Origin of the sequence: uncultured Paraglaciecola sp., assembly GCF_963977085.1 — a bacterium.
Classification (GTDB): Bacteria; Pseudomonadota; Gammaproteobacteria; order Enterobacterales; family Alteromonadaceae; genus Paraglaciecola.
Window position 1 is genome coordinate 1 of record NZ_CAXBNC010000029.1, and the last position, 26,320, is coordinate 26,320.

Genomic DNA, 26,320 nt, shown 5'->3' on the forward strand with positions numbered 1-26,320 from the left:
TTGAAAATCCTCCTGTCCTTGCCGGTAACCGTAAGTTGCGATTCCGAGTCTGGGCGCCATTATTCTAAGAAGCTCTGCAAGAAATTAAAGGCTATTTTAAAACCTTGTCTTTTCTACGACCACCACTCACTCGCCAATAGCCACTGTTTTTCATGCCTTCCCATAGCTTTCGGGTTATTTTCTAGCGACGGATTAGCATCAATTTAGTGCAGTGTGGTTTTTATTTAGTGCGATATCACTGCTCACTCATTAGAGTCATCTATATTTCGTATTAATTTTCATATGCTTACCTAGGTATACACAGATAATTTCGATGGTGTGGTCTTTGCTTGCAAGTGAGTAGTTTTTTAATAGAGAGCACAACGTCTTGGCAATCATCGAAAACATTCCAAACTGGGTAACTGAGTGGGTGCCTTTTTGGGCAATAGGGCCGACCTTGTTCTTAACCATATTTTTTGCACTTTGGCTGGTAAAACGCCTTTTGTATATCTACTTACGGGGATTTAACAACCCAACAAATTACGACTGGTCTGGAATAGCAGTAAGGGCGGCAAAACGCCCCTTAAGTCTGTTAATTATGGCAACAAGCTTAGCGGCGACTGCAAAGTTAATTGAATTTTATGCGCAGACCACTAACACTTGGGTGACGCAATTTAACCTACTTGCAATGCTTTTAACTGTTGTTTCGCTCTTAGTGTTTGCAGACCACTTTGCCCGAATGAGTATTACGCGGATAATTTCTAAAGGCAGTGGACTACGAAGCAGCGGTACACTCTTAAGGGGTCTTCTGCGTGGCGTAATTATAGTTATTGGCATACTGATTATATTAAGTACAATTGGGGTTTCAATCACACCACTTGTGGCCTCATTAGGCATTGGCTCACTTGCGGTTGCTTTGGCATTACAACCCACCTTGGAGAACTTTTTCTCTGGCATTCAAATGTTAGCCGACAAACCTATTCGAGTAGGCGATTACATTGAACTCGACTCAGGAGAACAGGGCTTCGTTGAAAAAATTGGCTGGCGCTCGACATGGATAAAAATGTTGCCTAACAACATAGTGATTATGCCAAACAGTAAATTGGCGCAATCAAAGATTATTAACTTTTATTATCCAGAAAAACAACTATCAGTCCCGGTCGACCTTGGCGTGCACTACGATTCTGATTTAGACCATGTGGAAAAAGTCACGCTAGAGGTCGCTAAGCAAGTACTAAAAAGCCATAAATGGGGCATTCCAGACTACGATACCTTTGTAATATTCACTGGATTTGACAATTCCAGTATCAATTTAACTGTGATGTTGCGAGCACAAGAGTACTTTAATCGTTTTTTTATTAAATCTGAATTCATTAAAGCCCTACATAAAAGATACGCACAAGAGGGTATTGTCATCCCTTACCCTATTCGGGCAGTTAATCTTAGCCAGGAAAAAAGTGAAGAAGCATTAAAAAAAATATAAGGCGGATGCCACACAGCGCCTAGTGATCTATCAATGTGAGGATACGCGTAGCATAAGGTAATGTTAATCGCCTACATCACCGAGCATTCGGTTATGTAACAAATACCAATTCATCCCTTTAGATGTCAGGCGTTTCTACTGTTCCGTCTGCATGTTTAGCAAATCGTGTTTTGGCTGTAACATGTACAGGGTCTTTGGTTGGCCAGGGCCAGCCGCCGAATTGATTTTGGCGATAATCGACAAAAGCTTGTTGAATTTCCTGTTCGGTGTTCATTACAAAGGGGCCATACTGCACAACAGGCTCTCCGATGGGACAACCTTGTAGTAGCAAGAATTCACAGGCTTCATTTCCAGAACTCAATTTCACTTCAGTATCGGATTTTAACTGTACACCTTGCAGTGCTTTGAGCTCAGTTGTGTCTACCGTGGCTACTTGGCCCTTATAAAAATACAGCATGCGATTTAGTTCTGAGTTAGCTGCAGGCAAAGTAAACTGAGCATTGGCTGGCATTTTGATATTCCACACCCAGACTTCATTTTTGGGGTTATTAGCCCATGATTCTGGAGGAGGAGCAGGTGGACATTGGCCATTTAACTGCCCCGCTATAACTTTAACGGTAGTCACTTTGCTATTGGCATCTAAACAATTCACAACTGGAATGTCTTTATTCCAGAGCATAGTGAAATGAGGCTCTACCATTTTGCTTTTTGCTGGCAAGTTAATCCAAATTTGAAACAACACCAGCGGGTTTTCTGCTTCTTCATTGTTCAGTGGAAACATTTCAGAATGCTGGATTCCCTTACCCGCGGTAAGCCACTGAGTATCACCTGCACCGTATCGACCGGCTGCATTTAATGAATCGGCATGATCAACTACCCCTTGATTAACCACAGTAATTGTTTCGAATCCTCGATGAGGGTGTGCTGGAAAGCCCGGCACAGTCTCACCGTGATACATATTCCAGCCATCAAGAGAGTTAAAATCCTGACCAATATTTCGCCCAGCTAGTGATGCTTGTGGCGCTAAATTTCCATTTCCTTTGGGAAAATCATCCTTGTGATAGACACAAAATAAAAATGGATCTTGTGTTTGCCAGGGAGTGCTTAAGTTAAACAGCTGAATAATAGAGGACATAGTGTTAGCTCACTTTTACGTATTCCGAATACACATTACTGACTTGCTACTATTTTAAATATACCTGCGCCATCGGTTGCCACATAAAGATAACCATCCGCTCCCTGTTTTACGTTACGCACTCGGCCTATTCCTGGGAACAAGGTTTCTTGACTGACGACTTTGTTGCCATCTAATTCAAGTATCACTAAATAGGCAAATTTTAATGAGCCCACTATGATTTTACCTTTCCAGTCTGGGTAGATATCACTGGTCACAAAAGTCATGCCTGATGGTGCAATTGAAGGTACCCAATACCAAGCGGGTTGTTGCATGCCTTCTTTTTCGGTCAAATCAGTAAAAGATGTGCCGCTATAATTTACGCCATAACTAATGACTGGCCAGCCATAATTTGCGCCTGGTTGGATGATATTGATTTCATCGCCACCTTTAGGGCCGTGTTCGTGAGTCCAAATGTCGCCTGTTTGCGGATGTTTTGCCATCCCTTGAGGATTACGATGCCCGTAGGAGTATATAGATGGATGGGTATTTTTTTGAGCAATAAAGGGATTGTCTTTAGGAATACTACCGTCGCTGTTAATTCTGTGAATTTTGCCTGCGTCTCGGTCTAGACGTTGCGGATTAACGTCACGATTTCCCCTGTCACCGTTAGAAATATACAAATAACCTTGATTATCAAATGTTAAACGACTGCCGTAATGTTGCCCTTTGGTAGAATTCAGCCCTCCACCAAAAATAACCTTTTGCTGCGACAGTTTAAAATCTTGCAATTTCGCGCGCATAACAGAGGTATGGGCACCTTCTCCTTCGCCTTCTAAGCCAGAATACGAAAAATAGATGAGTTGATTCTGTGCATAATTAGGGTCAACTACAACATCTAATAGGCCTCCTTGACCTTCAGCCCTTAACGCTGGCAGCCCAGAAATTTTTTCGCTTAGTAACTCGCCATTGCGGATAATTCTTAGCTCACCTTTTCGGTCAGTAACAAGAATGTCGGTAGCATTTAACCACGCCATGCCCCAAGGAATATCAATCCCTTTAGTGACTAATTGATATTCGTATGACTGATTGCTATCTGAGTTAGGAATATTTGGCTGTTGAGCACAAGCTGTGCCAGTTAAAGTCATACTGAGTATAAAACCTAAAAGTGGTGTGATTTTGAGCATAGTCGAACCCTGATTAAAAAATTTCACTTAATACAAAGAATACCATTGAATAAGTAGAATGGATAAGGCGGATAAAAATGAAGCACTTTTAAGCAATTAAAAATTCACTGGGTTTAAACAAAAAATACAAATTCACCTAGATTTATGCGTTAAATAGTTGTTCACACAACATTAGTAGTTATAATCTGTTCCAGTTTTTTTAGGTAAACAAAGCTTGTTTTGGAGAATTTTGTGAAATTTAAAGCCTTATTATGTATCTGTATGGGTGTTTTTACCGTCTTAGCGGTACAAGCACAAGAAATGAGTGAAGATGATATTAAGGCTCGTATTCAGCCTATTGGTCAAGTGCATATAGCAGGTGCAAAGGCTGAAACCGCTTCTTCAGGACCCAGAGCAGGTTCAGATATTTACGCCAAAGCCTGTGTTGCATGCCACAGTGTAGGTGTTTTAAATGCACCTAAATTTCAAGATGCAGCAGATTGGTCTCCTCGTTTAGAGAAAGGCTTTGATACAGTTTGGAAGAATGCAATTAATGGTATAGGTGGCATGCCACCAAAAGGGACGTGTGGCGATTGTTCAGATGACGAAATCAAAGCAGCAATTGAACATATGATAGAAGGTATCTAGGTTTAAATCACTAACCACTGCCATGCTGTAAAAAAGACCACTCTTAGGGTGGTCTTTTTGATCTGAATAGTTTATTTTTGATGGCTTAATAACAGTAGTTACTTCAATTAAAAAGATCACTATACTTTGCCAATGACGCCTAAACATACTGCCGATCAATTGTCTTTAGAAGAACTGCGAGAGCTGGTTCCTCAATTGCAGCAGATTACGCATAAGTATAAGCGTTCTGAGTCTATTCAAAAATCGCTCTTTGATATTTCTGAATTAGCTAGCTCAATCAATGAGTTATCTAGTCTTTACCCAGCAATTCATGACATTGTTGGCGGCTTTATGTCAGCCCAAAATTTCTTTGTAGCCTTTTATGATGAAGAAAAAGAAATTATTGATTTTGTCTATTTTGTGGACGAATTCGATGAACAAGTGGTTTCGCAGATTTCAGCGGACGATTTAAAAAATAGCCTCACTGGCTACATTCTGCGCACCGGCAATCATTTATTTCTAACCAAAGAAACCTATAGACAACAGACAGCTGAAATATCTGTCAAAGATATAGGGGCAGATCCAGTTGACTGGATAGGCGTTCCCTTAAAAAGGGGCTCACAAGTAATTGGTGCTATGGTAGTGCAAAGTTACGATGAGTCGATTCGTTATAGTCATGCTGACTTAGAAATCTTACTGTTTGTTTCTCAGCATATAGTTAACTGTGTTGATAGAGTCAAAAGTCGCGAGTTAACTGAAAAATCGATTCGTCAAAGTACAAAGCAGTTACGCCAAATCAACGAAGAATTACAAGAAGAAATTAGCGAAAGACAAAAAGTTGAATCCCTACAGCAAGCTTTATTCGAAATATCCGAGCTTTCAGCGTCAGTTGAAGGAAATATGGATGATTTTTATTCTGCTATACATGACATTTTGTCACGTTTAATTGGTGCGCCTAACTGTTATGTCGCCACTATAGACAATCAAAAACAAACACTGCAATTCCCCTATTACAAAGACGAAGTACAATCACGAATTGAACCCCGCCCTATGGGTTTAGGTTTGACTGAGTATGTTATTAGGCGCGGTCGCGCTGAATTGATAGACGTGACTAATGTCCAACAGTTATTTGAAGCGAATGAGCTGTCTTTAGAATTAAGGGAAAGTGTTCGTGAAAAAATGAACTCATGGATGGGCTCTCCACTCATTATAGACGGTGATATTTGTGGCGTGATTGCAGTACAAAGTTACGGCAAGAAAAAACAGTACACCCATAAAGATTTAGAGTTTTTACGTTTCGTTTCCCATCACATAGCCGTGGCGTTAGGCCGTAAACAATCGTCAGACGCTATTCAAGCCTATAACCAAAGACTTGCAGAGGAAGTAAAAGAGCGAACTGAAGAGTTAAACAGTACAAATCTATTTTTACAGAAACAAATTGAAGAACGCTTACAAGCCCAACAACAGTTGGAGTACGACGCCCAACACGACTCTTTAACAGGCTTAGCAAACAGGGTTTTATTCAATAGTCGACTGGAACTAGCCCTAGCAAGCAAACAACGTTATAGAGAAAGCAATTTTGCGGTGATCTTTATTGATCTAGACAGATTTAAGCAAATTAATGATTCCTTAGGCCACATGGCTGGAGATCTGTTTTTAAAAGAGGTCGCCACAAGAATTAGCTCCTGTATTCGCGGTCATGATTTGCTTGCTCGCTTAGGTGGAGACGAATTTGTAGTCTTGTTTGACAATTATGATTCCCCCATAGATGTTGAAGAGATATCTTCTCGTATTATCAACTCCATTGCTAAGCCCTTTAATATAGAAAACAAAGACATGTATTCCGGTGCCAGTATAGGGATCGCCTATATTGAAAGTGGCTACCAAACGGCTGACGAGGTGCTACGAGATGCAGATGCAGCTATGTATCAAGCCAAATCATTAGGGCGCGGACGCTATATTGTTTTTGATAAAACCATGCGAGACAAACTACTGGAAGAAATGGAAATCGAAAGTGAGTTTAGGAAGGTACTCAAAGCTAAAGCCTTTGAAAGTTATTCCCAACCAGTACTCAATTTATCCAGCAGCGAACACATATACCGAGAATGTTATGTACGTTGGGAGCATCCCAGAATAGGTAAAATCAAACGAGATCAGTACTGGCAAATTGCCGAGCAGTGTGGCTTAACCGTAGAAATGGATAAATTCATGCTGACCAAAGCTTGCGAAATTCTGCAACATTGGCAATTAGACGCAACCTCGAGCCATAAACAAATCTCTATCAATTTATCCATTCACCACCTAACTCAAACGTCTTTAGCGAAACAATTGATTCAGCAGGTACAAGAAGCGGGAGTTGATCCAAAACAATTAGTGATTGAATTCGACGAAAATGCATTAAATCGCCGCTCTCAGTTTTTCTTACCTGCGATTAAAATCTTAAAACGCGCAGGTATTACCTTAGTGTTGGATAACTTCGGCAGTGGCTTGGCCTCTTTAAGCTATTTGTATTCTTACCCTTTTGATTACGTCAAAGTGGATCACTATTTTGTTAAAACCCTGCCTCGTTCTGAGCGAAACTTAAAGTTAATTCAGTCTGTGTTATCCATTTCTGGGCATTTGAAGTTTAAGTTGATTGCCGAAGGCATAGATACTAAAGAACAGTATCAGGCTTTAATAGATCTAGGTTGTGAATTTGGCCAAGGTAAATATTTACAAAAAGCTGAAAAAATTGAATTTCACCCAATTGAAAATAAAGCGGTCAATAGCTAAACGGCATTCGATTCCGTTAACTCTTATTCATCATATTACGTAGATTTGCGATCCCCACCTGCGATTTTTGCTGACGTTCTTGTGCTGACACTTTGGGTTTTTTATGCTCCCACACTAAGTCGTCTTGGGGTAACTCATGTAAAAATCGACTAGGTTCGGGGTTGATCACCTCACCATATTGACGTCTTTCTTTCACTAAGGTCATAAACAATATTTTTTGCGCTCGGGTTATGCCTACATAGGCTAAACGCCTTTCCTCATCGATATTGTCTTCGTCTATGCTGCTTTGATGGGGCAACAACCCCTCTTCCATACCCACCATAAATACATAGGGGAACTCCAATCCTTTTGAGGCATGTAGGGTCATCAACTGTACTTGGTCAGATTCTTCATCATCTTCGCCACGCTCCATCATATCCCGCAAAATAAGGCGATTGACCACTTCTTGTAATGTCATGGGTGGGTCAAGTTCACTGCCCTCTAGCATGTCGCTTATCCAGCCAAACAAAGTACTGATATTCGCCATTCCCATTTCAGCGGCTTTAGGACTAGTGCTGGACTCATACAGCCATTCTTCGTAACCCATAGCTTTAATCATTTCACGAATGGTTGCTATACCATCCCCTCGCATGGCTCGATCCGATAACTCTACAATCCAACGGCTAAATTGCTCAACAGAAACCAAGGCCTTGCCACTTAATACTTCTTGTAAATTGGGATCAAAAGCGGCTTCAAACATAGAAGTACGATTTTGATTGGCTAAATTACCTAGCTTTTCTAAACTCACTCGTCCAATACCACGGGTGGGTGTATTGATCACTCGCAATAAGGCATTGTCATCATCCTGATTCACCAATAAACGCAAATAGGCCATGATGTCTTTGACTTCAGTGCGGCCAAAGAACGACATGCCACCACTAATTTTATAAGGGATACGATTGCTCATCAGCACCTTTTCGAACACCCGAGACTGGAAGTTGCCTCGATACAAAATGGCATAGTCTTTAAATTTGGTAGCCCCCATAAACTTATGGGCCATCAATTCGGCGACTACACGCTCAGCTTCATGCTCTTCATTTTTGGCAGTAATCACTTGCAGTGGCTCACCGTACCCCAACTCAGAAAATAGCTTCTTTTCAAACACATGGGGATTGTTCTGAATTAGAATATTGGCACAATGTAAAATTCGCTCAGAAGACCGATAGTTTTGTTCTAACTTAATCACTCTCAGTTTAGGAAAGTCTGTCTGCAATAAGACTAAGTTCTGTGGCCTCGCTCCGCGCCAGGAATAAATAGATTGGTCGTCGTCTCCTACCACAGTAAACCTAGATCGCTCACCCACTAGTAGTCTCACCAATTCATATTGACTGGTATTGGTATCTTGATATTCATCCACCAGCAAATAACGAATTTTGTTTTGCCATTTTTGCCTAACAGTCTGGTTATTTTTAAGCAATAAAGTAGGCAATAAAATCAAGTCATCAAAGTCTAGGGCATTATAAGCACGTAAATGATTGTGGTAGCGTTGATAAAATTCAGCATGCTCTTGGTCGGCAGGAGACAAAGTTTGATGCTTTAAATCTTCAGGCAAAACAAGGTCGTTTTTCCATTTTGAGATACAATTTTGCAGCGCAGATAATAGCTCTTTGTCACCATCAAACTCTACCTCTGTCAAATCTTTGAGTAGCGACATACTGTCTTTATCGTCAAATAAAGAAAAACCGGGTTTTAACCCCAAGGTTTTAACTTCTGATTTAATGATATTTAAACCTAGGGTGTGAAAAGTGGATATTTTTAACCCCCGCGCTTCTTTCTTACCCAAAGATTGCGCCACACGTTCTTTCATTTCCCGCGCAGCTTTATTGGTAAAGGTCACTGCGGCTATATAACGGGCAGGAAGCTCACACTCCCTTACTAAATAGGCAATTTTATTAATGATAACGCGAGTTTTTCCACTGCCTGCACCGGCTAACACTAAGCATGGCCCAGAAATAAAAGTTACAGCTTGGTTCTGACCAGGATTAAGTTTCATGCTAAATTAAACAGCCTATGATGATGGGTCGGTGATTGTAAGAGAATACGCGGGTGAGTCCAAGTAGATTAACAAGCTATAACTTTTAAACTGAATCCAAACTTCATTTAAGTCACTCATTTGAACTCAAAAGGTAACTAGACTCTAATGCTAAATCCTAAAAAACTAGAAGAAATCGCGAAACAAATCTCTGATGCCCTGCCTCCTGGCGTAAAAAACATGGCGGAAGGCGCAGAGGCCAAAGTGAAGCAAGTATTGCAATCACAAATCAGCCGCTTAGATTTTGTGAGTCGCGAGGAATTTGATATTCAAAGCCAAGTATTAATGCGCACTCGAGAAAAATTAGCGGCGCTAGAAGCACGTCTTGCTAAATTAGAGCAGCCAGATGGGTAACCCATAATATTTGCCGTTGCGCCACTCAAACAAATTGCGTGGCTTCATTTTCTCCTTAATACGCCTTAGCGAGTGAAAAAGGTGTAATGCACTATTATGCCTATGGCAATCACTAAGCCCACATAGTGGTTATGCAAAAAAGCTTTAAAACACAAGCTTCTATCACGGTCTTTAATCAGTTGCTGCTGATACAAAAACAAGCCCACGCTGGCCACCATCGCCAGGTAAAAAGTCCAAGATAGCTCCAGCCACATTGCCACAATCATAAGCAAGGCTAAACAAGTTATTTGCAGCAACATTATGATTAACTTATCGTATTGAGCAAATAAAATGGCGGTGGATTTCACCCCCACTTTAATATCATCATTTTTATCGACCATGGCATATTCTGTATCGTAGGCCACTGTCCAAGCTAAATTAGCAAAATACAACGCCCATACGACCCAGTTGAGGGGTTGACCTGTCGCCACAAATACCATCGGAATAGACCACCCGAAAGCGGCACCAAGTACCACTTGAGGTAAGTGGGTATAGCGCTTCATGAAGGGATAAATGGTAGCCAAAATCACACCACCCACAGACATAAGTACGGTTTGCCACGATAACGTTAAAACCAACAATAATGCACAAAGTAGCAGTAGAAAGAATAATCCTAAGGCCTCTTTTTCAGTGACCTCTCCGGTCACCAAAGGGCGAGTTGAAGATCGTTCAACTAAACCATCTACCTTACGGTCAGCATAATCATTAATGACACAGCCAGCCGAACGCATCACCACTACACCACATACAAACACAATGAGTAGATGTAGGTCTGGCATGCCTGCTGAAGCTATCCACAACGCCCAAACACAGGGCCACAATAATAAATAGATACCAATAGGTTTGTCGGCACGCATTAAGCGCCAATAAGCGTTTAACTTTGCAGCTGATAATTGCCCTGAATTATTCATGATTATCTATTTTCATCTCTTTGTAAGCAGGTGAATGAGGTAGAAACACCTCACTGACCGTCATTTTGAGGCCTTCAAAACTAAATGCAGATCGACGGCCCCATAAATTCATCTCAGATGAGATATGTAACTGTGATAGAAAAGCTTTGCTAGAACACATAGTTGTCAATTCAAATGGCAGTCGCTTGAATCGTTTATCATTAAAAATCAGCTGACCTAAAGGTTTAGTATTCAGATTAACAAAATCACTTTCACATAATTTTTGTGGGATAATCGAACGCGCAAAAACCCAAGGTTGATTATCTCCCCACAATAACACCTCTCTCACTTGCCATTCTTGTGGGTTTAACTGTTGCTGAGGATTGCGCACTCGTTGAAACTCCTCAAGAGTTATCTCTGACTGCCGTTGACCTAACAAAGTTAGATGAAATGACTGGCATTGTGATTGTAGCCTTTCGGTCAACGACCCCGTGTTTAATAACCAGTTTTTTAAACACGCACTGGGAATAGTAAACTGCTCAGGATCTGCCCATAGTGATGGGATGCCGACAGGGAAAGTATATGATGAGTTCAATTTTACAACGTTAGTCATTAACAAAAGTGAATAATAACAAGAGCGTGAGCTAGACTAAAGTTAAATACCTTTAGGATGAATTTAGTTTTGTGACACTCGCAAAAATTGGTAAGCTGATGCTAACTGTAATGATAACAAACAAAAGAAACTGACGATGAATAAAACTATATGGGTACTTGCTAGTTTACTGACTCTTTTAAGTTATCACAGTGTGATAAACGGACAGGAATCTGCTAGAAAAAACTATGCCTATTTCAGTCTTGAGCCAGAAATAGTCACCAATTATTTAGGCTCTAGCGCTAGAAAATTAGGTTTTGTACGAGTATCTATTGAGTTAATGTTAGAAGATGCAGACTTCCTTGAAGCCGCAGAACATCATTCGCCATTACTAAGAGCAGCGACAATTGAAGCGTTCGGAAGCCAACCAGCAGAAAAAGTAAAATCCCTTACAGGACGCGAAGACATTAGGCGAAACTGTTTGGAAAAGCTAAGGGAACTCATGCTCAGAGAAACGGGCTCGGAGATGATAAAAGACGTTATTTTTACTAAATATCTGTATTTCCAGAGTTAAAGATCAACATCTATTGAGTGTGTGTGTTTTTTGCCCCTGCAGCCAAAAACCATGCAAACAAACAGCCACAAATCAACCCCACTGTATGTGCTGTATTGGCCATATGTATAGGTAGAACATCTAGATATCCTACCACTAACCACACTAATAAAAATCCAATTATGGGTTTAGGCAGGGCTAAGCCCCAGTCGGGTTTTAGCCAGCCTAACCACCACACACAACCAACCAAGGCATACACTACACCCGAGAGACCACCAAAATTAGGGCCACTGACCAACAGTTGTGCAACATTAGACACCACAGCAGAAAACACAAATAGCATTAACAAACTGCTGAGGCCGAAGGTGATTTCAATCTGTTTACCCAAGCTCCACCACCACAAAAGGTTAAATGCGATATGCAAAACCGAGAAGTGAATCAACGCAGGTCCTAATAATCGCCACCACTGTCCTGACTCCACTAACATTTCAATCGGTTGAATCTTCAGCCAAAAATAGGGACCTGAAACGCCTATCATTGCCAATAGATAAATAAGCACACAAATAGCCAATATACTGGACGTAAACGGTGCCTGCTTTAAGTCATAAAGTGTTTTCGCTGCAGAATAAGATTTTTCAGGAATGAGCTTTACCGTTTCGCCAGACTGCCAAGCAGCCGTTTGATACTTGGTGTTATTCGGGTTGAGCACAAATTCTTCTGCCAGTTCTTTGGCTTTGATTTGATCTGACGGCTCCTGCAACATCACCCTATGAGCGTACTCATTTTCGGAATATTGATACTCTGCTTGAATACCTTGCTCAATAAGGTAAATAGTGAGTAATCTTGCCGGTTGTTCTTTAGAAAAGGCGACTAACTTAAGCGGTGTAGACAAGTGAATTAAATTTCCTATAATTTTTAGACATCAGGCTGTGAAACTTCAAAAGGTTGGTTCTGGCGCCAAGCTTCAAACCCTCCATCTAAGCTATAGACTTCTTCAAAACCTTGATGAATTAAAAACTGTGCAGCTTGTTGACTACTATTACCATGATAACAACAGACAATCACAGGCGTATCAAATTCTACTTCAGACATAAAACTGTGTAGCGAACCATTAGTTAAGTGGGTGGAATCTTTAATATGCCCAGCCGCGAATGCCGCATCATCACGAATATCCACAATTCGCACTACACCTTCAGACAGTTTTTGTTGTGTTTCTTGCACTGATATATGGGCAAATTGCTCCATCTAGTTCACTCCCCTTTGAAGTTCAAACTTCATACTGTTACCAATTTAGGATCACTTTACCAGATTGACCCGACCCCATAATATCGAAACCTTGTTGAAAATCATCAATTTCAAATTGATGGGTAATCATAGGTGTTAAATCTAATCCTCCTTGGATCAGGCTGGCCATTTTATACCATGTTTCAAACATTTCACGGCCATAAATGCCTTTTATCATCAAACCTTTAAAAATCACTTGATTCCAGTCTATCGCAACATCGTTAGGTGGAATACCTAACATAGCAATTTTACCACCATTATTCATTTTATCGAGCATATCACGCAGCGCTGCCGGCACCCCAGACATCTCTAGGCCAACATCAAACCCTTCTGTCATTCCTAATTCCTTCATGACATCTTTTAGCTGAGTTGTTGCCACATTTACCGCGCGAGTGGCACCCATTTTAGTTGCTAGTTTAAGGCGATACTCATTTAAGTCGGTGATAACCACATTTCTTGCCCCTACATGTCTAGCCACAGCGGCTGCCATAATACCGATAGGTCCGGCGCCGGTGATCAACACATCTTCGCCAACTAAATCAAAAGATAGGGCGGTATGTACAGCATTTCCAAAAGGGTCAAAAATAGCAGCCAGATCACTAGAGATGTTGTGTGGGATTTTAAAGGCGTTAAAGGCAGGTATCACCAAATACTCTGCAAACGCGCCCTGCCTGTTGACCCCTACTCCAGTAGTATTTCTGCATAGATGGCGTCGTCCTGCCCGGCAATTTCGGCAATGTCCGCAAGTAATATGTCCTTCACCAGACACCCTATCACCTAGTGCAAAGCCGAGTACTTCTTGGCCCATTTCGACCACTTCACCAACGTATTCGTGGCCGACCACCATAGGCACTGGAATGGTTTTTTGTGCCCATTCATCCCATTGGTAAATATGCATATCAGTACCACAAATTGCGGTTTTATGAATTTTGATTAATAAATCATTGTGACCAACAGTGGGTTTTTCACACTCGGTCATCCATATGCCTTTTTGGGAATGTAACTTAGCTAACGCTTTCATCAAATTACCCCCAACTCTTTTCCGACTTCAATAAAGGCAGCAACGGCAAAATCAATTTGTTCAAGGCTGTGAGCCGCAGACATTTGGGTGCGAATACGTGCTTGTCCTTTGGGTACTACTGGGAACGAAAACCCTACAACGTACACCCCTCTTTGAAGCATCTTATCAGCCATGTCGCTGGCTAACTGCGCATCCCCTAACATCACTGGAATGATGGCGTGATCTTTACCAGAAAGCGTAAAACCTGCTTCTGACATTCTTTGACGAAAATGAGCAGCATTGGTAATCAACTGATGACGTAATGCAGCGCCGTTTTGCATCATTTCAAACACTTTTAAGGAGGCCGCAACTATCGGCGGTGCCACAGAGTTTGAAAACAAATAGGGGCGAGACCGTTGACGTAACCAAGTGATCACTTCTTTTTTACCAGAAGTATAGCCACCGGATGCACCACCTAAAGCTTTACCTAAGGTACCGGTTAATATATCAACTCGTCCCATTACATTACAATATTCATGGCTTCCCTTACCATTGGCTCCAACAAACCCAGTGGCATGGCAATCGTCTACCATAACTAGCGCATGATACTTATCTGCTAGGTCACAGATAGCCGCTAAGTCGGCAATCACACCATCCATAGAGAACACTCCATCGGTGGCAATCAGCTTGGTTCGGGCGCCATCAGCGTCAGCTTGAATAAGTTGTGCTTCTAAGGCTTGCATATCATTATTTGCGTATCGATACCGCTTTGCTTTGGAAAGTCTTACCCCATCGATGATACTTGCATGATTTAGCGAATCAGAAATGATGGCATCTTCAGCGTCCAAAATGGTTTCAAACAACCCACCGTTAGCATCAAAACATGAAGGGTAAAGGATGGTCTCTTGGGTGCCTAGAAAATCACTAATGGTTGTTTCTAACTGCTTATGTATATCTTGAGTCCCACAAATAAACCGCACTGAAGCCATACCAAAACCGTGGCTATCCAACCCGGCTTTTGCAGCTGCTATTAGTTCTGGGTGATTGGCCAATCCCAAGTAGTTATTAGCACAAAAATTGAGAACATGTTGGTCCTTATTGACTTCAATATTCGCTTGTTGACTTGAGGTTATGATGCGTTCGTTTTTGAAAAGTCCCTGAGCCTTAGTGTCTTCAATTTGCTGAGACAAACGCATATAAAAATCATGTTTCATGGGGGAAATCCTAGTAATGAAATGGCGAAGAGGCAGATCATATATATTCAATATGCTGAATGATATTTTTCAGAGTAGACACTTATAGTCAAGTGGCAAATATTTTGTACAGTTTTACCCTTCAGGTGGATTATTCAGTTTGTCTAACTTATCCCACACACCGAGTTTTAGTTTTTCTGGTAATAGCGGATATAGGTCGCTCTCGGCTATTGGGCGAGAGATAAAATACCCTTGTCCTATTTCGCAGTGCATACCTCGCAACAATTTCATCTGAGCCGAAGTTTCAACACCTTCTGCCACTACTTGCATGCCTAGTTTTTGCACCATTGCAATAGTGGAAGCAACAATTTGCATATCAGCACTATTGTCACTCATCCCGGAAACAAAGCTGCGGTCGATTTTGATAATATCTACTGGCATTTGTTTTAGGTAGGCTAAAGACGAATACCCTGTACCAAAGTCATCAATTGAAAATATAAACCCCATTGCCTTAAGTTGTAGCATGGTATCTAAGGTTTGTTCGATATCAGCGACCACGGTTCTTTCTGTTAGCTCTAGTTCAATTTGTGAAGGATTGCGATTAAACACTCTAATCTGCTCGCGTAAGAAAGGTAATAGGTCTGGATCTAAAAATTGACTGGCGGATAAGTTCACTGCAATTTTGAGATCAGAAAAGCCCAATTCATCTAATTTTTGCAGTATTTCGAATGCTCTTTTTAGGCCCCAATAGCCAATTTTAAGCATGTTTTCGGTATTTTCAATCAACGGAATAAATTCATCTGGTGGGATAAAGCCACGTTCTGGATGGATCCAACGAATTAACGCTTCAAACCCAAATAGCTGCCCTGTTGCAATCTCTACTTGGGGTTGTAGAGCAAAGCTAAACTCGCCATTTTCAAGGGCATCTCGCACTTCGTTTTCTAACTCTACTTTACGTATGACGGCCTTTTGCATCACCTCACTAAAGGTACTGTATTTATTGCCCCCAGCATCCTTTGAGGCGTACATAGCCATATCTGACTGCCTCACCAAATCGTCCATCAATATGGAAGTGTCTTCGGAACTAGCAATACCGATACTGCTAGAGGTGTAAAAGAGCAGCTCATCAACGGCAATTGGCTCTCTAAATGATTCGATTAATTTTGTTGCTAATTTAGGTGCGCCTTGGCTTAGACTTTTTTCTAAAAACACTACCACAAATTCATCAGCGCCAAAGCGGAATAACATATCTGAATCACGTAAACATCCACGTATTCTCTGGGCTGCATTGACTAAGAATGCATCACCTACATCGTGACCGTGGGTATCATTTATCTTACGAAACTTATCAAAATCAACAAACATTACCGTTAATTTGTTTGACTCCCGCTTCATAGTTGCCAATAGTTTTTTCAACTGATGATTCAACATATTACGATTAGGTAGACCCGTTAATCGGTCATACATAGCGATATTTTCTAATTCACGGGTATTTTGTTCAATTTTTTGATCGAGGGATTCCAATTCGTCACTAAGTAAACATGCAGAGTCTTGCAATAATTCTATTTCATCTACAAAAAATCTACTATTTACGAATTTATGAATGCGAAATTCTTGATACTTTTTTTGTGCCAAAAGAGGTAGCTGCTCAGCCAACAGCAACAGGCGACGTCGAATTCGCCAAGTCAGTAAAAACAGCGCAAAAACACAGAGTACAACCACCACTATGGATATTGTTAATACTTTATCTTGATATTCGGTATGGGCCAAAGACGACTCACTAATATCATGTACAAACAGTAAGTAAATAGAGTTTTCTAAGTGTGGATCGATAGGCAATAGATTCAACAAATACATGTTATCTCCAATTGCTAATCGATAACCTGAATCATGCATTTCTGAGAGCAGCAGGTTTTTGGGCAGCGCTGCAAGAATCCCCTGCATAAATTCTTTATTTGCAAAACTAATAGGTGGCTTTAAGGCTAAACTCTGTAGCGTTATCGCTTTAGAACTAGTGTCATCAGGGCCTAATACCGCTAATTTAGCAAAAGTTGAACGATTAACTGTCGCCAACGCTTCCAGCAACGAACTGCTAATGGATAATATGACCATCTCTCCAGAAGTAGATAAAATTGGCATACTAATTTGCTGCTGACACTCTTCTGCACAGCGGATATGGGAAACTGAAGACTGGGTGTTTATGACTTGTTCTACATCATCTAAAACGTATTTTTTTTCGGTTTTAGAGGTACTAAAACGTAAATCAAGTTTGTTATTAAACAACCATAAATCATTGATTTGCCAGTTAAGTTGTAAAAAATCAAACTCGTGTTCAAAGAAAAACGCTGTAGCTTCGATATTGTCAGCATAATTTGCTTGGAAGTGAATAAATGACTCAAACCAAGATTCGACTCTGGTTCGCAATAAGTCGCGGATCAATTCAAATTGTTTTTTATCTTGCTCCCGCAACGTTTGTTGTTGAACGAAATAATCCTGATTATTTTTATTTACCCAAAGATAAGTTAATAAAGCACTCGCAATCAACAAAAAGGCCATTAAGAGCCCCATGATTTTAGTGGGTAAACTGACAAATTTACGCATCAGTTAAAACCAATACATAAGCTGTACTGCCCACATATCCCAATATTTACTGTCATTTAGAATGGTATTTGGCGTGAATATAGGTGCCAATCTGCCTGTACCTTTAACTTTATGGTATTCAGCTTGTATCTGAAGATTTTTGGCAAATTTCCATGTCACTCCTGCCGTTGCTTGATCCATTAGACCGAAGTAACCAGGCACCAAACCTTGGCTTAATGTTTCAACATTCTTACCGTTTCTGTCTTGTCTATCTCGGTCGTATATATCCAGCCTACCAAGGAGGGTCAATTCGTTAGATAAAAAGTACCTAGCTTGCAAATACCCACCTTCTGCCGTGACATCACTACTAAATCCAGGAAAGAGTACATCGTTTCCAATTACTCGTTCACGCATTACCTCAGACGCGATTTCCCAATTTTGTCCTTGGTACAAAAAATTGAACATAATTCTTTGAGATGTTTCATCACCATCAAAAAAGGTATCGTTGGCACCACGTTTGTAACTGAAATCAGCGTCCAATAGTGAAAAACCAAATTGAAAGTTTGAGAGTGTTGGTCGCCAATACAGGCTAAATTGTTTATCTAAGTCGTGTTTCAGTTTACCTGTGGCGTTTGGCCCCAATAAGTTTTTTTTCTGCTGTTCACTGAGCTGCGAATCCCCATAACTCACATTGATATCCCATTCACCTAACATATTATGTGTTTGAGCAATCAACACCACACCATCGACCCCCAAAGCCACATCGCGAAACGCATCAAAATATAGAGATTGCGGCAAGACGATCGAAGGACGTGTATGGGGCACGTCTCGGGTAGATGAATATAACCAATGATAATTTTTGTTTCGTCCAAGCTGAGTTTTAATCTGCCAATTAGTGCTGTTAAGAAACTGCCATTCTAAAAATAAATAATCGACTCTAAAACCATCTGGATAGCGATTACCACCATCCAAATATACTGCCTGACCTGCTACACGGAACGAATGGTTAATTCGGTAAGCGCTATTCACTCCCACTTCCGTTAATTCAATCGATACATCGCCTTTATCCGTTACAAAATTAGAGTCATTTGCTTGAATAACACCTTGTGCCACGAATCCATTGATTTTTAATGAATTAGCATTAAGAAAAAATGACTGGAAGACTAACCCTAAAAAAATAATATGTGTTGAAAATTTCATAGCGACTTAATTCTCCAACACTTTGATAACATTGACATTATGACTTTCAACCTGCTGTATTACATAACCAATAGCGCCAGGCACCTCGCTGACACGTTCAAGCATCTCTTGCTCACTTTGCAATTTAATAGGCTCTTCCCCCAATCCAGAATACACCAACTTGTTCCAAATACGTTCCAACTGGTAGGGAAACATACCGAGCACCTTAGTACTGAAAACTTGGTGTGTTTGGTGTTGATTTGCTAGGACATAAACTGTGATTGATTGGTCATTTGGCCAATTCGTTTGCCGCATTGAAAAAATTCTTCGAATTTGTTCGACGCTCATTTCTTTGGACTCAACAGATGGATTCACCACCACTTTTACTTCAGGCACCTGACTACTAACAGAAAATGCGACAGATAAAAGACAACCCAAACAAATAAATATTGCTAGGAAAAAATGTAGACGAGTTTGGTTCAAAAACGAACTCCATTCAGGGTGAATTTTTATACTAAATGAGTTTAGAAAAAAAGCCATAACTTAATAGAAATTAATTACTATTCAAACTGTTATGATTGACTAGATTCGGACTTAGTTTAAACTAAAAATATCTGTTCAATCGGTAAAATCTGTTACAGTTAGCTGTGCTTTTATCTACTCTCATATATATCCATTAGCCATGACTCAACCTTTTAAACCCAGTATCAAGCAAAACATTGTGTTACTCGGGTATTCATTATTTTGGCTACTAATTATTCCTTTTAGTATGTGTCATTTTAGTTATCAATTGCTCAGGCGCAAACCCGGGTACACTAAAGCACGATTATCTCGTTTTGGTTTAACCACTAATCATAATACACAAATGGAGTCATTAATAATCCATTGCGCCTCAGTAGGAGAGGTGGTGGCCATACAGAATTTGGTTGAACAGCTTTTAGTTCAAAAGCCTAATCAACATATCACCATCACTACTAATACCACCACAGGTGCTGATAGGGTGCAGCTGTTGTTTTCAGATCGTGTTAGTCACGCTTATTTGCCTTATGATTTCCCACTCTTTTTAAAGTTGTTTCTAAAAACGAAACGGCCTTCTCAAGTGCTCATAAATGAAATGGAACTTTGGCCAAATTTGTGTGATCAATGTTGGAGTTTGAATATCCCTGTCATTATTGTCAATGGTAGAATGAGTGAAAAATCAACCCGAACCTATCAAAAGTTTCCTTCTTTATTTCAACCTATGTTTCAAAAAATAACGGCAATCTGCGCTCAAGATCAAAGAGATTACCAGAACTACTTAACCCTTGGGGTGGACCCTAAAAAACTCACTTTAACCAATAACATTAAGTTTGACCTTAGTATTTCTGTTGCAGACATCGAGTTAAGTCACGCTATCAAAACCGACTTTTCCCTTGAGGAGCGACTAATAATAGTGGCCGGAAGTACTCATGAACCTGAAGAACAAATTTTGTTGAATGCCTATTTGGCATTAGCCTCAGTCTACCCACAATTGTTGTTAATTATTGTACCCCGTCACCCTCAACGCTTTGAAAAGGTTCATCAACTTCTGCAAAGACAAAAGATTGACACCCTTTTGATGAGTGAAAAAAAAGCCTGTCAACCTAGTACCCAGGTGCTGCTATGCGATCAAATGGGCAAGTTACGTGCTATTTATGCATTGGCAGATATTAGTTTTGTAGGTGGCAGTTTAACTGATAAAGGCGGACACAATGCATTAGAGCCTGCCGCTGTAGGTGTACCTGTCTTAATGGGTGAATCGACATATAACAATCCCGCTATTTGCCAAGCTTTGGCAGCTAGCGGTGCATTGTTAACGGTGACAGATGCGCCACAAATTGAATCCGCCTGTAAAATTTGGTTCGACAACCCTGAACAAAGAAAACGGGCCGGAGAAGCGGGTAAACAAGTGTTAACTCAAAATAGTGGTGCCATCCAAAAAACCTTGGAAGTCCTAAACGACAATTCCCATTAACAATGGTGTTATTGTAAGCTGCGGAAAAACTCAATTAGACGTGTAGCTTCATCTTCAACACGATAATGACTCTCGACTCGTTTTCGGCCTTCAATTCCCATTTGCGCTAATTTTTCTGGATTGGATAACATCAAGTCCATTTTTTCAGTAACAGCTTGCTGGTTATTGACCGGCACAATATATCCGTCAATAGCTGGACGCACAATTTCTTCCCAAGCACCCGCTTCAGTTGCTAAAACTGCAGCACCACTGCTCATCGCCTCTAATACAGTTAACCCAAACCCTTCATTATCACTTAATGCTGAAACCAACGACAAGGCGCTAAATATTCTAGGTATTTGCTCAAATGGCAACTCACCTGTAAAGGTAATTCGGTCAGTCATATTGGCTTGAGCAGCTTTACTTTTTAATTGTTCTACAAACTCTTTATTGCTAGATGAGATTGCGCCAACCACCACACAATGGTACTCAGGGTATTTATCAAACAATTCAATACATGCATTCACTAAGAGATGCACACCTTTTTGTTTTCTAACACGGCCTAAAATACCAATTCCATATTTACCACCGTATCCTAACTCTGCCCACGCCTGCTGTTTATCCTTAGCGGGTAGATAGTCATTCACTTGCACACCGTGGGGGTTAATTAAATCAGGAGGATCACATAGAAACCCTGCCGACCTTTTACTGACTGCAATAACCGCATCCATTTTTCTGGTTAACCACACAGTTGATGCAGAACGTGTTCGCTGTGCAGCTGAACTAAATACCAATTTAATTTTTGCTCTGAACAAATACTTAAGCAGCAATCCTTGGATCATTTCGTCTACACGACGAGCATGAAAAATACGCCATTTACCATTTTTAAGTGGCCTACGACACATCTTTGCGGTTTCCCAAAAACTGATGGCCAGTGTCTGGTCAGGCAAGAAATGAGAGCCCATTATACGTAAGTTAAGCATATTTTTTTGATAGGACATGACCTGCAACATAGTGGAAGTCACACCAGAAAAATTTGAATTTGAGTTACCAATAATTAATTCAACTTCGTCTGACTGTGATTCACTCGCAACGTGCTTCTTCATAGATGGGGATTACTCAATTTGTAGATAGATAAAACAGCTATCTGAGCCTGCACTTACCTAAGTATTACGTATACAATACGACTATTACTTCTGTGTCAAAATTGTAACATGGCTATTATCCAGCAAAAAACTATTAACTCACATGTGATGTTATTTGATAAAGAACATTTCCCTGAGCCCACTCCTGAAATGTTTACTGGTCTATATTGGCAAGCCAAAAATGCGATTACTGGGCAAGCCATAGGCCGTGGCATCACCAATTTTTTTCAACATCGACAAAATGAATATGTATTACGTCATTATCATCGAGGTGGCTTGATTGGCAAAGTACTGAATGATCACTATTTGTATACTGGACTGGAGCAATCTCGCCCATGGCAAGAGTTTAGGTTATTGCAACATATGCAAACCTTGAACTTACCTTGCCCCACGCCCATTGCCGCTATTTTGAACAAAAACAAGGGGTTTTATCAAGCCGATATTATTTCCACAAAAATACCTAGTGCTCAAGATCTGCACCACATTTTATTAGATACAAACTTAAGCACAGAGAATTGGAAAAAAATAGGTCAAACGATTGCTGCATTTCATAACCATCAGGTTTATCACCATGATCTAAACATTCACAACATTATGTTAGATGCTGACCATAACGTTTGGTTAATAGATTTTGATAAATGTGAGATAAAACAAGGAAATAGTTGGAAAGCATCGAATATGGCTCGCTTAAAGCGTTCCTTTGAGAAAGAAAAGCGATTAAGTAAAATTGATTGGCAATTGGCTGATTGGCAGATGTTGCTGTCTGGCTATAACGAAGTTGCTATATTTAGAATAATAGTCAAAACCTAAGTTACCCTTGGATAAATACTACCGAGTGTAACTTTAAACACATTTCTTCCCCTATATAAATCATATCTGTAATTACCCAATTACGACTTTTACTAATCTCCAACTAACCGATATCATATGCCTCAATATCAGATGATATGCTAACAACATAATGCCTTCTTAATGGCTTTAATCGAATTTAGGATTTTAAAAAATGGGCGAGCAATGAGTAGAATCATAACATTTGGTACATATGATGTATTACATATAGGTCACATAAAGTTGCTCAAACGCGCGAGATCACTAGGAAACCATCTAATAGTAGGAGTATCATCTGATGAGCTTAATAGAGACAAAAAAGGACGAGACCCTGTATACCCACTAAAAAGTCGATTGGAAATCATTTCTTCTCTACGATTTGTTGACGAAGTATTCGTAGAAGACTCATTGGAGCTAAAGGCTGAATATATCACTTCAAAAAATGCCGACATTTTAGTTATGGGAGATGATTGGCTGGGTCGGTTTGACCATCTAAACAAATATTGTGAAGTAGTTTATTTACCTAGAACGCCCTCTATTTCAACAACTGAAGTCATTGAAATTATTAAGGAAACAAAGTGAAGCAATATTTATTTTATATCGCTCACAACTACTCTTTCGAAATCCTACGCCCACTGCAACAAGAAATTCGCTCGCGGGGCGATGATGTTGCATGGTTTATCGAAGGAAAAGAAATAAACTCTAGTTATTTTCAAGCGGATGAAAAACTACTAGGGACTGTGGAACAGGTTGTGGAATACAATCCTAGAGCGGTATTCGTACCCGGAAATTTAGTACCTGATTTTATTCCCGGTTTAAAAGTACAAGTTTTTCATGGCTTTGAATGGAAGAAAAAAGGTCATTTTCGTGAACGAGGCTGTTTTGATTTATATTGCACCCAAGGGCCTTTTTTTACGGCGCGCTTTGAGCAGATACGTGCCGCCCATCCACATTTCACAGTAATAGAAACAGGTTGGCCTAAGACAGATACCTTATTCAACGTCAAAGCTTATGAGTGGCCCGGAAAACGCGATGTAAAAACTATACTTTATGCACCTACGTTTTCTCCCGCATTAAGTTCGGCAAGTGCTTTGTTTGCTGAGATTGCGCAATTAGCTAAGATCCACCATGATTGGCAATGGATTATTAAATTCCATCCCAAAATGGCGAAAGATATGGTTCAACAATATCAAAGTTTAAGCAGTGACAATCTGCATGTGATTGACACCGCTGAACTCGCACCTATCTTACAAGCCGCAGATGTAATTGTATCTGACACTTCATCAATCATTACTGAATTTGGTTTACTTAATAAACCTATTGTCACCTACAGAAACAAAGAACCTGAAGCCCATTTATTAGATATATCTGAGGCCAAAGACTTATTTTCAGCCATTGATCAAGCGCTAAAAGCAGAAACCTCATTGCTAGAAAAAATTAAATATAATACTAGTGTGATGCACCCCTATATCGATGGTAATTCCTCAGCAAGAGTTTTAGATGCAACAGAAAAAGTCATTCAATCACCGCTTAAAGACTTGAAAGCCAAGCCAAGTAATTGGTTACGAAAACTTAAGACACGAAAAAAACTCGGTTATTGGAAATTATGATACATATCATTAACACAAATAAATTAGTAAAATATTACCTAATCGGGTTAGCCTAAAAGAAATAAAGCGATAAAGCCTATTATGCATAGAAAAGCGATATACCCAGGTACGTTCGATCCTGTTACTAACGGACATGCAGACTTAATTGAGCGCGCGGCCAAAATGTTTACCAGTGTAATTGTTGGTGTTGCGTCAAATCCCAATAAGAAGCCTTTGTTTAGCCTAGAAGAACGAGTCGAACTTATTAAGCAAGTGACGGCGCATTTAGATAATGTCGTGGTAATTGGTTTTACAGGGTTACTCGCTGATTTTGCTGAGAGCCAAGGTGCCAGTGTATTAGTTCGTGGGCTTCGAGCAGTATCCGATTTTGAATACGAGTTTCAACTGGCGAATATGAATAGAAGGCTCAACCCTGACCTTGAAAGTGTGTTTATGACTCCCTCTGAAGAAAATTCATTTATTTCCTCCACCTTAGTCAAAGAAGTAGCTTTACACCGGGGGCGGGTGAATGAATTTTGCCACCCAGCGGTAATTGATGCCTTGCAACAGAAGTTACACAACAAATAACAAGGCTAAGGCAGTTCTCTTAGCGTTGGCAGGTTTCACAATAAAAAGTATTGCGTTGCCCTATAGTCACAGACTTTATAGGTGAAAGGCAGGCATCGCAGTTCTCCCCTGCTCGGCCGTAAACGAGCAGCTGTTGCGCAAAATAGCCCGGTTTTCCATCGGCTTGCATAAAATCTTTAAGAGTGGTGCCCCCCTGTTCAATGGCACTAGCTAGAACTTTTTTGATGATATCAGCAAGTTGCATGTAGCGCTTTTTTGTCACTTTAGTAGCAGGCTTTCGAGGGTCAATACCAGCTATAAAGAGTGATTCATTAGCGTAAATATTACCCACTCCCACTACTACCTTATTGTCCATAATAAACTTTTTCACGGCTACTGACTTTCCACGAGACAACTCAAACAACCTTTCACCATCAAAATCATCAGTTAATGGTTCAGGGCCAAGTGATTCCAATAAACTTAACCTTGGTTCATTACATCCCTGCCACAAACACGAACCGAATCTTCTCGCGTCATTAAAGCGCAAACACACGCCATTTTGCATAACGATATCCAAATGATCATGTTTTTTCACTTCGGTATTGGTATCCACCACGCATAACTTTCCCGACATACCTAGATGCAATACAATGCTACCTTTACTGGTATCTAATAATAAATACTTAGCCCTACGGCGAATTGCGGTGATGACTAGACCTTCCGCTTGATGAATTTCCTCTGGAATAGGCCAGCGTAATTGACGTTTACGCACTATGATTTTTGAAATAATTTGATTTTCAAGGTGTGGACTAATGCCCAAACGACTCACTTCTACTTCTGGTAATTCAGGCATGTTTTACTCTTGCAGGGTTAAAAAGTGGTAATTGGGACTGATTAATTGGTAGGTTTTTTGATCTATTTTGACCAGCGTGCTGTCTGCCAGTTGCATAAACTGATACTCAGTGGGCAAAGCTTGGCCAACAAACCAGAGTTCTACTGTAGAGGTAGGTGAATTCCAATTCAGGTCTTGGTCAAACAAGCGAACCTCAGCATTAACCCAATTTTGCACTAAGTTGGCAAGCCTTTCATTACTGTAGGTTTTAGCGTGTTTCTCAGATAGAGTACGCCAGCCTTGACCAATTCGTTCTACCTTTTCTTGTTCAAACTCAATAGTGGTGATGGTCATATTTGCAGGCACCAAAGTGAGGGAAGTAGACACATCTTCGCTGCCGTCATTTAAAAAATTGCCACTGAAATTGAATAACATGATCAGTATTAACATACTGACAATAATGACATTGTTCCAAGCCCGCTGAGATAACTTGAGCATCTAAAAGTCAACC

Annotated in this window: 25 protein-coding genes; 10 read left to right on the plus strand and 15 right to left on the minus strand. The window is 40.3% G+C overall.

What is annotated here, in order from left to right; all coding sequences use genetic code 11:
• The first annotated feature begins 367 nt into the window (after positions 1-367).
• Positions 368-1,462 carry a mechanosensitive ion channel family protein gene (locus AAC000_RS21450; protein ID WP_339725756.1) on the plus strand — a complete coding sequence of 365 codons (1,095 nt, stop codon included), beginning with the start codon at positions 368-370 and terminating at the stop codon, positions 1,460-1,462.
• A gap of 118 nt (positions 1,463-1,580) precedes the next feature.
• Here the strand turns inward: AAC000_RS21450 and AAC000_RS21455 are convergent, their stop codons facing one another.
• Both AAC000_RS21455 and AAC000_RS21460 read right to left on the minus strand, forming a co-directional pair.
• A complete protein-coding gene (locus AAC000_RS21455) occupies positions 1,581-2,597 on the minus strand; it encodes a pirin family protein (RefSeq protein WP_339725758.1) in 1,017 nt (338 codons plus the stop codon).
• A gap of 35 nt (positions 2,598-2,632) precedes the next feature.
• The gene (locus AAC000_RS21460) at positions 2,633-3,763 is read right to left on the minus strand and encodes a PQQ-dependent sugar dehydrogenase (RefSeq protein WP_339725760.1); all 1,131 of its coding nucleotides are present in this window, start codon (positions 3,761-3,763) and stop codon (positions 2,633-2,635) included.
• Positions 3,764-3,994: 231 nt separating this feature from the next.
• On the opposite strand from AAC000_RS21460, the gene AAC000_RS21465 reads away from it, so the two are divergent.
• Together AAC000_RS21465 and AAC000_RS21470 are read left to right on the plus strand one after the other, a co-directional pair.
• Positions 3,995-4,390 (plus strand): c-type cytochrome, encoded by a 396-nt coding sequence (locus AAC000_RS21465; RefSeq protein WP_339725762.1) that lies wholly within the window; start codon positions 3,995-3,997, stop codon positions 4,388-4,390.
• 132 nt (positions 4,391-4,522) lie between these two features.
• Complete coding sequence (locus AAC000_RS21470) at positions 4,523-7,141, plus strand: EAL domain-containing protein (RefSeq protein ID WP_339725820.1); 2,619 nt, start codon at positions 4,523-4,525, stop codon at positions 7,139-7,141.
• A gap of 16 nt (positions 7,142-7,157) precedes the next feature.
• Here AAC000_RS21470 and rep read toward each other — a convergent pair whose 3' ends face one another.
• Positions 7,158-9,173 carry a DNA helicase Rep gene (rep, locus tag AAC000_RS21475; RefSeq protein ID WP_339725764.1) on the minus strand — a complete coding sequence of 672 codons (2,016 nt, stop codon included), beginning with the start codon at positions 9,171-9,173 and terminating at the stop codon, positions 7,158-7,160.
• A 147-nt stretch (positions 9,174-9,320) separates the two neighbouring features.
• Between rep and AAC000_RS21480 the strand changes: the two genes are divergently transcribed.
• Positions 9,321-9,566, plus strand: a complete 246-nt coding sequence (locus AAC000_RS21480; protein ID WP_339725765.1) for an accessory factor UbiK family protein — start codon at positions 9,321-9,323, stop codon at positions 9,564-9,566.
• A gap of 65 nt (positions 9,567-9,631) precedes the next feature.
• Here the strand turns inward: AAC000_RS21480 and ubiA are convergent, their stop codons facing one another.
• Positions 9,632-10,516, minus strand: coding sequence for a 4-hydroxybenzoate octaprenyltransferase (gene ubiA, locus AAC000_RS21485; RefSeq protein ID WP_339725766.1), 885 nt, complete (start codon positions 10,514-10,516; stop codon positions 9,632-9,634).
• Positions 10,509-11,090 (minus strand): chorismate lyase, encoded by a 582-nt coding sequence (locus AAC000_RS21490; RefSeq protein WP_339725767.1) that lies wholly within the window; start codon positions 11,088-11,090, stop codon positions 10,509-10,511. The genes ubiA and AAC000_RS21490 overlap by 8 nt, the downstream gene beginning before the upstream one ends.
• A 154-nt stretch (positions 11,091-11,244) precedes the next feature.
• On the opposite strand from AAC000_RS21490, the gene AAC000_RS21495 reads away from it, so the two are divergent.
• Positions 11,245-11,661 carry a flagellar basal body-associated protein FliL gene (locus AAC000_RS21495; protein ID WP_339725768.1) on the plus strand — a complete coding sequence of 139 codons (417 nt, stop codon included), beginning with the start codon at positions 11,245-11,247 and terminating at the stop codon, positions 11,659-11,661.
• A gap of 10 nt (positions 11,662-11,671) precedes the next feature.
• Here AAC000_RS21495 and glpG read toward each other — a convergent pair whose 3' ends face one another.
• The 7 genes from glpG to AAC000_RS21530 all read right to left on the minus strand — a co-directional run bounded on the left by glpG (position 11,672) and on the right by AAC000_RS21530 (position 19,359).
• Positions 11,672-12,532 (minus strand): rhomboid family intramembrane serine protease GlpG, encoded by an 861-nt coding sequence (gene glpG, locus AAC000_RS21500; protein ID WP_339725769.1) that lies wholly within the window; start codon positions 12,530-12,532, stop codon positions 11,672-11,674.
• Positions 12,533-12,555: 23 nt separating this feature from the next.
• Entirely contained in the window at positions 12,556-12,885 is a 330-nt protein-coding gene (glpE, locus tag AAC000_RS21505) for a thiosulfate sulfurtransferase GlpE (protein WP_339725771.1), read from the minus strand.
• A gap of 37 nt (positions 12,886-12,922) precedes the next feature.
• Entirely contained in the window at positions 12,923-13,945 is a 1,023-nt protein-coding gene (gene tdh / locus AAC000_RS21510; protein ID WP_339725773.1) for an L-threonine 3-dehydrogenase, read from the minus strand.
• Complete coding sequence (locus AAC000_RS21515) at positions 13,945-15,138, minus strand: glycine C-acetyltransferase (RefSeq protein WP_339725774.1); 1,194 nt, start codon at positions 15,136-15,138, stop codon at positions 13,945-13,947. Before AAC000_RS21515 ends, tdh begins: the two co-directional genes overlap by 1 nt.
• Before the next feature lie 114 nt (positions 15,139-15,252).
• The gene (locus AAC000_RS21520) at positions 15,253-17,718 is read right to left on the minus strand and encodes an EAL domain-containing protein (RefSeq protein WP_339725776.1); all 2,466 of its coding nucleotides are present in this window, start codon (positions 17,716-17,718) and stop codon (positions 15,253-15,255) included.
• A gap of 3 nt (positions 17,719-17,721) precedes the next feature.
• Entirely contained in the window at positions 17,722-18,897 is a 1,176-nt protein-coding gene (locus tag AAC000_RS21525) for a TonB-dependent receptor (RefSeq protein ID WP_339725778.1), read from the minus strand.
• Positions 18,898-18,903: 6 nt separating this feature from the next.
• Positions 18,904-19,359, minus strand: coding sequence for a substrate-binding domain-containing protein (locus tag AAC000_RS21530; RefSeq protein ID WP_339725780.1), 456 nt, complete (start codon positions 19,357-19,359; stop codon positions 18,904-18,906).
• 199 nt (positions 19,360-19,558) lie between these two features.
• Here AAC000_RS21530 and waaA point away from each other — a divergent pair, with 199 nt between their 5' ends.
• Positions 19,559-20,869 (plus strand): lipid IV(A) 3-deoxy-D-manno-octulosonic acid transferase, encoded by a 1,311-nt coding sequence (gene waaA, locus AAC000_RS21535; RefSeq protein WP_339725781.1) that lies wholly within the window; start codon positions 19,559-19,561, stop codon positions 20,867-20,869.
• A gap of 8 nt (positions 20,870-20,877) precedes the next feature.
• Here the strand turns inward: waaA and AAC000_RS21540 are convergent, their stop codons facing one another.
• On the minus strand, positions 20,878-21,954 hold the full coding sequence (locus tag AAC000_RS21540; protein WP_339725783.1) for a glycosyltransferase family 4 protein: 1,077 nt from the start codon (positions 21,952-21,954) through the stop codon (positions 20,878-20,880).
• Positions 21,955-22,062: 108 nt separating this feature from the next.
• On the opposite strand from AAC000_RS21540, the gene AAC000_RS21545 reads away from it, so the two are divergent.
• The 4 genes from AAC000_RS21545 to coaD all read left to right on the plus strand — a co-directional run bounded on the left by AAC000_RS21545 (position 22,063) and on the right by coaD (position 24,998).
• Positions 22,063-22,803 (plus strand): 3-deoxy-D-manno-octulosonic acid kinase, encoded by a 741-nt coding sequence (locus AAC000_RS21545; protein ID WP_339725784.1) that lies wholly within the window; start codon positions 22,063-22,065, stop codon positions 22,801-22,803.
• A 204-nt stretch (positions 22,804-23,007) separates the two neighbouring features.
• Positions 23,008-23,403, plus strand: a complete 396-nt coding sequence (locus AAC000_RS21550; protein ID WP_339725822.1) for an adenylyltransferase/cytidyltransferase family protein — start codon at positions 23,008-23,010, stop codon at positions 23,401-23,403.
• Complete coding sequence (locus tag AAC000_RS21555) at positions 23,400-24,431, plus strand: CDP-glycerol glycerophosphotransferase family protein (protein WP_339725785.1); 1,032 nt, start codon at positions 23,400-23,402, stop codon at positions 24,429-24,431. Before AAC000_RS21550 ends, AAC000_RS21555 begins: the two co-directional genes overlap by 4 nt.
• Positions 24,432-24,512: 81 nt before the next feature.
• Positions 24,513-24,998 (plus strand): pantetheine-phosphate adenylyltransferase, encoded by a 486-nt coding sequence (gene coaD, locus AAC000_RS21560; protein ID WP_339725787.1) that lies wholly within the window; start codon positions 24,513-24,515, stop codon positions 24,996-24,998.
• Between the two features lie 19 nt (positions 24,999-25,017).
• Here the strand turns inward: coaD and mutM are convergent, their stop codons facing one another.
• Positions 25,018-25,830, minus strand: coding sequence for a bifunctional DNA-formamidopyrimidine glycosylase/DNA-(apurinic or apyrimidinic site) lyase (mutM, locus tag AAC000_RS21565; protein ID WP_339725789.1), 813 nt, complete (start codon positions 25,828-25,830; stop codon positions 25,018-25,020).
• 3 nt (positions 25,831-25,833) lie between these two features.
• Positions 25,834-26,307: a hypothetical protein gene (locus AAC000_RS21570; RefSeq protein WP_339725791.1), complete on the minus strand. Its 474-nt coding sequence runs from the start codon at positions 26,305-26,307 to the stop codon at positions 25,834-25,836.
• Positions 26,308-26,320 lie beyond the last annotated feature (13 nt).

Coding starts and splice junctions, on each gene's coding strand:
- ubiA (WP_339725766.1), bottom strand. CDS start 10,516: ATGAATAATTCAGGGCAATTATCAGCTGCAAAGTTAAACGCTTATTGG.
- AAC000_RS21460 (WP_339725760.1), bottom strand. CDS start 3,763: ATGCTCAAAATCACACCACTTTTAGGTTTTATACTCAGTATGACTTTA.
- waaA (WP_339725781.1), top strand. CDS start 19,559: ATGACTCAACCTTTTAAACCCAGTATCAAGCAAAACATTGTGTTACTC.
- AAC000_RS21455 (WP_339725758.1), bottom strand. CDS start 2,597: ATGTCCTCTATTATTCAGCTGTTTAACTTAAGCACTCCCTGGCAAACA.
- mutM (WP_339725789.1), bottom strand. CDS start 25,830: ATGCCTGAATTACCAGAAGTAGAAGTGAGTCGTTTGGGCATTAGTCCA.
- AAC000_RS21470 (WP_339725820.1), top strand. CDS start 4,523: ATGACGCCTAAACATACTGCCGATCAATTGTCTTTAGAAGAACTGCGA.
- rep (WP_339725764.1), bottom strand. CDS start 9,173: ATGAAACTTAATCCTGGTCAGAACCAAGCTGTAACTTTTATTTCTGGG.
- AAC000_RS21550 (WP_339725822.1), top strand. CDS start 23,008: ATGAGTAGAATCATAACATTTGGTACATATGATGTATTACATATAGGT.
- AAC000_RS21545 (WP_339725784.1), top strand. CDS start 22,063: ATGGCTATTATCCAGCAAAAAACTATTAACTCACATGTGATGTTATTT.
- AAC000_RS21520 (WP_339725776.1), bottom strand. CDS start 17,718: ATGCGTAAATTTGTCAGTTTACCCACTAAAATCATGGGGCTCTTAATG.
- tdh (WP_339725773.1), bottom strand. CDS start 13,945: ATGAAAGCGTTAGCTAAGTTACATTCCCAAAAAGGCATATGGATGACC.
- AAC000_RS21515 (WP_339725774.1), bottom strand. CDS start 15,138: ATGAAACATGATTTTTATATGCGTTTGTCTCAGCAAATTGAAGACACT.
- glpE (WP_339725771.1), bottom strand. CDS start 12,885: ATGGAGCAATTTGCCCATATATCAGTGCAAGAAACACAACAAAAACTG.
- AAC000_RS21480 (WP_339725765.1), top strand. CDS start 9,321: ATGCTAAATCCTAAAAAACTAGAAGAAATCGCGAAACAAATCTCTGAT.
- AAC000_RS21540 (WP_339725783.1), bottom strand. CDS start 21,954: ATGAAGAAGCACGTTGCGAGTGAATCACAGTCAGACGAAGTTGAATTA.
- AAC000_RS21570 (WP_339725791.1), bottom strand. CDS start 26,307: ATGCTCAAGTTATCTCAGCGGGCTTGGAACAATGTCATTATTGTCAGT.
- coaD (WP_339725787.1), top strand. CDS start 24,513: ATGCATAGAAAAGCGATATACCCAGGTACGTTCGATCCTGTTACTAAC.
- AAC000_RS21495 (WP_339725768.1), top strand. CDS start 11,245: ATGAATAAAACTATATGGGTACTTGCTAGTTTACTGACTCTTTTAAGT.
- AAC000_RS21525 (WP_339725778.1), bottom strand. CDS start 18,897: ATGAAATTTTCAACACATATTATTTTTTTAGGGTTAGTCTTCCAGTCA.